This window comes from Chitinophaga hostae, from assembly GCF_018224885.1.
GTDB lineage: Bacteria > Bacteroidota > Bacteroidia > Chitinophagales > Chitinophagaceae > Chitinophaga > Chitinophaga hostae.
In genome coordinates, this window is sequence record NZ_JAGTXB010000018.1 from 173,100 (window position 1) to 180,357 (window position 7,258).

Annotated in this window: 5 protein-coding genes; all 5 read right to left on the reverse strand. The window is 52.2% G+C overall.

The genetic code is table 11. From position 1 onward, the window contains the following. Positions 1-5: 5 nt before the first annotated feature. On the reverse strand, positions 6-2,144 hold the full coding sequence (locus KE626_RS26955) for a hypothetical protein (protein ID WP_249207716.1): 2,139 nt from the start codon (positions 2,142-2,144) through the stop codon (positions 6-8). Next, complete coding sequence (locus KE626_RS26960; protein ID WP_211976130.1) at positions 2,141-3,361, reverse strand: hypothetical protein; 1,221 nt, start codon at positions 3,359-3,361, stop codon at positions 2,141-2,143. The genes KE626_RS26955 and KE626_RS26960 overlap by 4 nt, the downstream gene beginning before the upstream one ends. Further along, the gene (locus KE626_RS26965; RefSeq protein WP_211976131.1) at positions 3,354-4,169 is read right to left on the reverse strand and encodes a glutamine amidotransferase; all 816 of its coding nucleotides are present in this window, start codon (positions 4,167-4,169) and stop codon (positions 3,354-3,356) included. The genes KE626_RS26960 and KE626_RS26965 overlap by 8 nt, the downstream gene beginning before the upstream one ends. 2 nt (positions 4,170-4,171) lie before the next feature. Next, on the reverse strand, positions 4,172-6,034 hold the full coding sequence (locus KE626_RS26970) for a sodium:solute symporter family transporter (protein WP_211976132.1): 1,863 nt from the start codon (positions 6,032-6,034) through the stop codon (positions 4,172-4,174). Between the two features lie 27 nt (positions 6,035-6,061). After that, a partial coding sequence (locus tag KE626_RS26975; RefSeq protein WP_346344490.1) for a glycoside hydrolase family 172 protein occupies positions 6,062-7,258 on the reverse strand: 1,197 nt, incomplete at its 5' end.

Here is a 7,258-nt window from a genome sequence, read left to right on the forward strand (position 1 = left end):
TTCGTCTATTTAAGCATGCTGCTGATAAGTGATTGTGCAGGACCATTAATCCCCGATTTTTTTGTGACATCCCAATAACTCTGTTGTTGCTCTATCTGGATCTGCGAAGTAACGATCCAGCTCTGGATCCAGCCACTAAGCGTACACCAGGCGCCCCATCCTGCATCGGAGTTGGAGGCCCAGTAATCCCAGCGTCCGTAATCAAACGCTCTGAACCAGGCGCCGTCGAGATCGGGATGCTTTTTACTTTGTACCTGTATGCGTGTCAGGAAGCCGGATAATTTATCGACTGCTGCTTTGTATTTTTTATCCCCGGTTGCCTGCGCAGCTTCATTCAGGCTGAATAATGCAAAATTGCAGGTGTAGAGCATGCAGGAAACTTTCTCCCCGTTTTTGTATATAAGTGACCCTTCATCGGAACCGTAGTCCTTATTAGCGTTCAGCGGGTTAAACATGCCTTTCCCTTTCACGCCCAGTTCTTCGCGGATAGCACCGCTTTCATCCTGGTAGCGCGTTATTTCATTCACCATTTTATCCAGCCATGCGCGATGCTCAGGCGTATCTTCCACGCGCACCAGCCAGGCCAGCGGGAGGATCATGCGGGCGCGTTGGGTTTGCATACTGCTGCCCCAGCGCCAGTTGTCCGGGTAGGCTTCCATGGTGATCCGGATGGCATTTTTTGTTTTGGTCAGCAGCGGCTCATATTTCGTTTTATCGTAGAGCCAGAGATAGAGCGCCCACATCCAGGATTCAAAATGCGGCGACGGATGAATTAGCGACCTGTTCTGATAAAACTGCCAGCCATTTTTTATAATATCGGGTTCTTCGAGGCGTTCGCCACGGAATCCTTCTTTCCCGGTTGTTCTGAAGTTAGCCAGTATGGCCGCCGCCATTTCCTTGTCCCACTCGCCGGTATGCTGATAGGCGGCGGCGCCCAGCACACCGAGAATAGCCCTGGAATTATCATCGCCATAAAACGTATATACGGAAGGGTTAGTAGTGGCCCAGGCGATCAAACCGTAGGCTGCGCTGGTACTATCCCTTTTAGCGCCGGAACGCATGTTGGATGTTTCCAGCAGGAAATGAATGATATTCCGGGCGCGTTGCCGGTAATCTTTGTTATGCAGCAAACTGCCGGCTGCCGACAGCGCCATGCTTACCTCTCCCTGTACATCGGCGCGAAGCCAGTAACGGTACTGCTGGGTGCCGTCGTAGTTGATGGTAGAGGTATGGCCTTCAATAATACCTTCGGAGCCATTGCCATCTTTTACGCCCGCAGGTACCGGTGGCCCTACCGGCGGATCGATGGTGCCAAATTTTACCCAGTCGCTTTTCAGATCACGGTTCACAAAAAAGCGGCCTTTATAAAACCAGTCCGTTCCTTTTCGAATGCTGTTTAACCGGGCGGAAGCCGGCAATGGCGCATTCCGGTCAAACATCGGCTGCACATCCATAGGCCAGTGCTTTATGGCCACGGCTGCCTCGCCCGTAATACGGGAAAGGATATACGTTATTACCTGTTTCACGGAAGCAGCGGGACCATAACGGCCTCTTTCGAAATTACTCAGCGCGGTGGCAGATATCAGTACCTGGTCTTTTTCAAAGAGCAGCGGGTACGTTTTGGTATCTTTCAATCCGTATTCTGCTTTATCAAAACCCACCACTTTCGCCAGCACCAGCAAAGGGTTGTCTACCGTTACCGGCTGTACGAAACAGTTATGGATGCTCATCACACTCATGGGCGGTAAGGTAGCGCCGAAAACTTCGCTGGTTACCACCCCTCTTTCCAGCCGGGTTTCCACGGGTTTTGGGAGGTCCAATCCCGGGAAAGCAGCGGGATACTCAAGGTATAATCGCAGGTGTTTCTGTTTTGCTTCCTGCAGCAGGGCATCGGTGATCCGGATCTTCGGATCTACCTGCGGGTACCTGCCGGCAACGATACACACCCCGGCGCCGGCAGTAGCTGCGTGAATGGCGGCTTCCGGCGTATCAAACTGTTTTACGGACCATCCCTCTGCTACCAACAACCGGTACAGGTCATTTTTAGTGCTGCCGCAAAAAAACAAAGGTTTGGTGATGGCATAGGCTTGCGTAATACAACAAACCAAACAGATCATAATACCTGTCAAAATATTCTTTTTCATACGCGCTTTTTATGATGTAACTGATCCAATAAATGCAGGGCGGCTTCTTCCAGCAGTTGTGCTGTAACCGGCGCCAGGAAAGACCACTTACCCGGTCCGGTTTCGTAGCCGCCTGCATCAAAGGCTTCCGCAGTGGGAATATACCCGATAGAGTTCTCCGCATAGGCTGCAACCAGCGTATATGCAAATGGCGATCTGTATTCAATTTCCATGGCCGTTTCCGTAAAAGGCTCTCCTGGCAGGAAAAGGATAGCCAGCGGGCCTATTGCCACGGCGTTAATACGGGCCAGCGCATCGAGCGGGTTACTAACGTTTACGCTGCTACGAATCGGAAAATCCATTTCCATGTGCATTACAGCAAAGCCGGTTGCTATTGCTGACGTCCACACCGCCTTTTCCACCACCCCGGCCAATGCACGACCATGCCGGCGCGCATCGCCGGCTCCCCCCGATACCGTTGGTGGGTTTACATCGCCGGCGGCGCCGTTGAGAAACAGCGGCATACCGGCCCATGCTGTTTCTTGCAGCGCCAGGCATAGCTCGCCGGGAAAATCCGGTGAAATATGCGGCAGGCACATTTCATGTACCGGGTGACAAACCGCATGAACGATAGTGGCAATAGCCCGGTCGCTGTTGTCGGTAAAACGAACCGCATGCACACGGCGGTCCACCGGTTCCCTGTTCATCATTTCGACTGTTACCGGTTGCAGGGCATCCGACATGGTAATGCCTTCCGCTGTTGGAATGCGGCGTTGCAAACTGTAGTCGTCCAGCCTTGTACTGCCGATGCTTACACGGCATTCCTTCGCGCTGCGTATCGCCGCAGATATAGCCATGTTAATGCGTTGCTGCATTTCGTTTAGCCATTCCCGGTATTCTTTAGAAAGATATAGCTCCGATAATGCTACCGACTCGGGAGCGGTATGTGTATGCGTGCACGTTAGTATAATGTGTTCCGGGGCAATTTCGGCAGACAACCCGGTTTTAAAGGCATCCCATCCATCCACTGAAGTATCGTTTAACGCCAGCAGGTCCAGCGATACCAACGCTACTTTTTCGTTGCCGGATACCAGCACCAGGATCCTGGCTTTCAGCGGCAGCCGTACCGCCGTGAACGGTGCATAGGTACCTTGTACCGAAGAAGTGAGCAGGCCCACTTCCAGTGGTGGCGTTATGTCCGCGATGGCAGTACCTGCCTGTAGTACATTGTTATCCATGTTGTTTCTTTACCCAATTCAGTGATTGCTGCCAGAAAGCATCATAGCCTTCCCACAATTCAAAGTTGATTCCCCAATGCGGCGCCGGATCCGACATATACGTCAATATCCTGCCTTTGCCATAGGCGCCAGCTACCACCAGCGGATGCCCGGTTTCTTTTACCCGTACCAGTACTTCACCGGCAGCATTGGCGCTTACTTCATTGTAGCCAAAGATGGGCGGAAACTGATCCCAGGGTAACCCTTTCACTGCCGGATGCTCGGGTTGCAGTACTTCCGGTGTAAAGCCGGCAGAGGACTCCACCAGGTCTTCCGTTACGAGACAATCGACCGGCAAAGCATCTGTCAGCGTACACCTGCCCCAACCGGATTTCCCCTGTACACCGCTGAACGATAACCAGCCACCGAGCATCATCAAACCGCCGCCGTCGCGGATCCATTCTTTGATCAGCATAAGCCGGTCGGGAAAGGTGACTACTCTGTTTTCACGACGGGAACGATCAAAAAAACTGGGATACAGGTGAAAACATTTGGCTTCCACATCGCTGATAATAAGACTTACTGACTCCTCCAGGAAGGCTTCCAGCTTGCCCGGTGCAAGCCGGTATAATTCCCAGTTGGCCAGCGTGGTGACATCTGCCACATGTTCCAGTGCTTCTGTAAGCCGTTCTCCGTAAAAATGCAGGTCTGCATCTTTGGTTTCGGTGCCAAAAGGTGTTTCAATAAAGGTGGGCCCCAGGTGAAATACCCAGTCGCCCAGGTATAGTACATGTTCGCTTTTTGTCCTGATCTCTTTTTTTGTTCCCATAATTATTTTTTTAAAGAATGTTGATGTAAATCCTGAAAGGTTTGTTTTTCCATGAGCGTCGACTGGCTGCTGATCCTGGAAGAGAGATAATCCAGGTAGGCGTTAGCCGTCTTCCGGAAAAAGAAAAACAATACAGCCGATGCCAGCAGCATAAGACTGCCCTGTTCGTAACGGGCAAACCATAATTGTGTAAGCCCGGTGATGAGTAACGAGGTGGCGGCGAAGCCTATAACGGCAATGCCTATACCACGTAGGATGGGCGACAGCGGATATTCTTTGGATAATGTGCTGTTCACCGGTTTATACGTTTTCCACCAGCCCAGGGGGCGGGCGCGTAAATAAAACGCCTGCAATAATTCCGGCGGATCCGGTGGTGTTAACAGCGCCACCACGATCCAAAGCACAGTGGTGATACCCATCACCAGCAGTGTTTGCCACCACCAGGGAATGATAAGGGAAGATGCCCACGATACGCCGAGGTATTGTAACAGCGCCGGCCCGAGCACTACGATGCAAAAAATGAGCGCGCCGCCAAAAGAAGCTGCCATACGGGCTGGCCCGTTAAACCGCCACCACCACCATTGCGCCCAGTTGGCAGGTAGTTCTGCCGCACTGAGTTGCAGCATAAAAATGGCTACGTCGGTAATAATACTCACATTGAATACCACGGCCACCGCCAGGGAAAGGATGAGGGCCATCCCGAGTTTACCGATCAGCAGGTAGTGTTTCTCGCTGGCCTTCTTTACAAACCATCTCCGGTAAATATCACTTACCAGCACCTGGCTGCCGAAGTTCAGGTTGTCGCCAACGGTAGACATGGTAGCCGCCATCATCGCCGCCACCAGCAATCCCATAGCGCCGGCAGGCAGCATTACTTTCATAAGCCTGCCGTATACCAGCTCCCGGTCCGCACCTGCTTCCCGCAGTTCCGGCCATATAACGGCAGCGGATATACTGGGCAGGGTAACCAGCAGCAGCAACAGGAACATACTGAGTGCGGTTACTACGTACATGGTCAGCGCTTCCGCAGGTGTGCGAGTCGACAAAATACGTTGTCCTTCCATGGCGCCTCCCATCGGCGCCGCATCGCCGCCATAACCGATGCTTTGTCCCAGCATCCACGCCATGGCAGCTGCCAGCGGAAATACGTCGTGACGCACCGGCGGCATCATCTGCAACACCTCCGGGTGGGTGCTGCTGAAAGTATTGCTCAACGTTGCCGTCATAGCAGCGGCGCCGCCAAAATGCATCAGCGTCAGCACTGCCAGCGTCAACGTGCCGGCAAAGAAAATGATCATCTGCACGAGGTTGGAAATCACCACGCCTTTGTAACCCGAAAAGAAAACAAAGAGAAAGGAAACCGGCACAATCAGGTAGAGCGTTTCTGTTTTTGTTAACCCGAACGCAGGTCCCATGATCTTAAATGCCGCCAGTAAGGTAATACCGGTCCATGCAGGCATCGCAATCATGGAAGTGCGGAGGGCAATCCATAAACGCATGGCAGCCGCTGCACGGGGCTGAAAACGCAGATCGTAAAATTCCAGCGAGGTAAAAAGATTCAGCCGTCGCCAGAATACGGCAAAAAGTACACCGCCGAAAAACAACGCGAGCCCGAAACGGCTCAGGTACCACCAGGAAATAAAGGCGCCGGTTACTACGCCTAAACCGCCATAACCGGTAGCCGCATCCGGACTTACCAGCGCAGCAGTATAAGAGATGCCATTCAGCCACCCCGGCACTTTGCGGCCGCCCAGGAAAAAATTCTCCAGGTTGCTGCCCGAAAAACGCCGGTGCCAAAACGACATCCCCAACATGAGTAACAAATAGCCTATTACAATCCAGATATCCGGTTGATTCCAGTTCATATGATTAGCGTATAGCCGTGAAAGTGATTAAAGTATACCTTCCAATCGCTCTGCCAGGGGCGCCAGCGCAGGCAGGTTATTCTCCGGGTTGTCCAGGTAGAAATAAGCCGTAGCCGTATAGTTATCCAACCGGTAAAAATTTACCCAGCCGTTGGGAAAACGCTCGTCGAAAAGACCCGGATAAGCAGGATCTTCCAGGATCTTTGCCACCGTTTGCGGAGTAGTCACCGTGACGGGTTTCATACGGGCGCCCGCTTTCGAAATAGCCCGTAACTCATTCCTTCCGGTACCGCCGATCTGCTGTATGCTCACCCGGCAGCCGCTGTGGAAATAAATAGGATCCGGGATATGATACCGGTAAAAAGCCCACTGCTTTTTCTTATCATCTGCTATAGGGCAGCCCTGGTACAAATGCGCAAAGGCGCCCTGCCCCCAGCCTGTTCCGATATAGTCTTCTGTACCGGTACCCACCAGCGTAGGATAATTTTTATCTCCATCGAGATATACTTTTACTTCCCCCTCTCCAAACCAGCTGTTACCATATACCTTATCTGCCATTACACTCATATTGCTCCCCAGGTACCGGCCCTTGCCGGCTACAGGCGGCAACAACTCAAAATCTTCTCCCAGGGCAGTACGCTTGTTACTGCTCCAGTATGCATGAAAATACAACTGGTCTTTCGGCGCTTTTTTTAACGCAGAGAAATTGATATCATAAAACAACAGGTGCGTTTCGGCCGACTCATTCACCAATACAATCCGGGCATGCTTTTTAAAAGGCATAGGGATATAACAGTTAAAAGATCTTCCTTCGGGATCGGAAAACAGTGCACACTGGAACGGCGTTTTACGGCCCAGTCCTACCCCGAAAAAATCGCCCAGTGGCACCGACACCGCGGGTTTGGCGGCGCCGTCCCAATACATATCAATATGAACGGACCGCAGGATAACCGCCCGCTGCGAAGTAGTGAGCCAGATCCGGTTGATAACCCCGGCGCCGTCGTAATCCATCAGGGTAACAGTGGCGCCGGCTTTCAGCGTATCACAGGCATGCCCTTTGGCGCCTTTATTTTCCATCCCGCCTTTACCTTTTTCGCCGTTGCGGTTTTCGAAACTAATCCAGCGTGTATCCGTATCCGTTGGGAGGCGGTACAGCTCCTGCCCCATTACGCTGAATGGGAGCAGGATCAATAATAACCATCTTACTTTCATCTGTTTATTTTT

Bases quoted from the DNA above. Each gene is read 5' to 3' on its own strand.
- KE626_RS26955 (WP_249207716.1), bottom strand. From the start codon at position 2,144: ATGAAAAAGAATATTTTGACAGGTATTATGATCTGTTTGGTTTGTTGT.
- KE626_RS26960 (WP_211976130.1), bottom strand. From the start codon at position 3,361: ATGGATAACAATGTACTACAGGCAGGTACTGCCATCGCGGACATAACG.
- KE626_RS26965 (WP_211976131.1), bottom strand. From the start codon at position 4,169: ATGGGAACAAAAAAAGAGATCAGGACAAAAAGCGAACATGTACTATAC.
- KE626_RS26970 (WP_211976132.1), bottom strand. From the start codon at position 6,034: ATGAACTGGAATCAACCGGATATCTGGATTGTAATAGGCTATTTGTTA.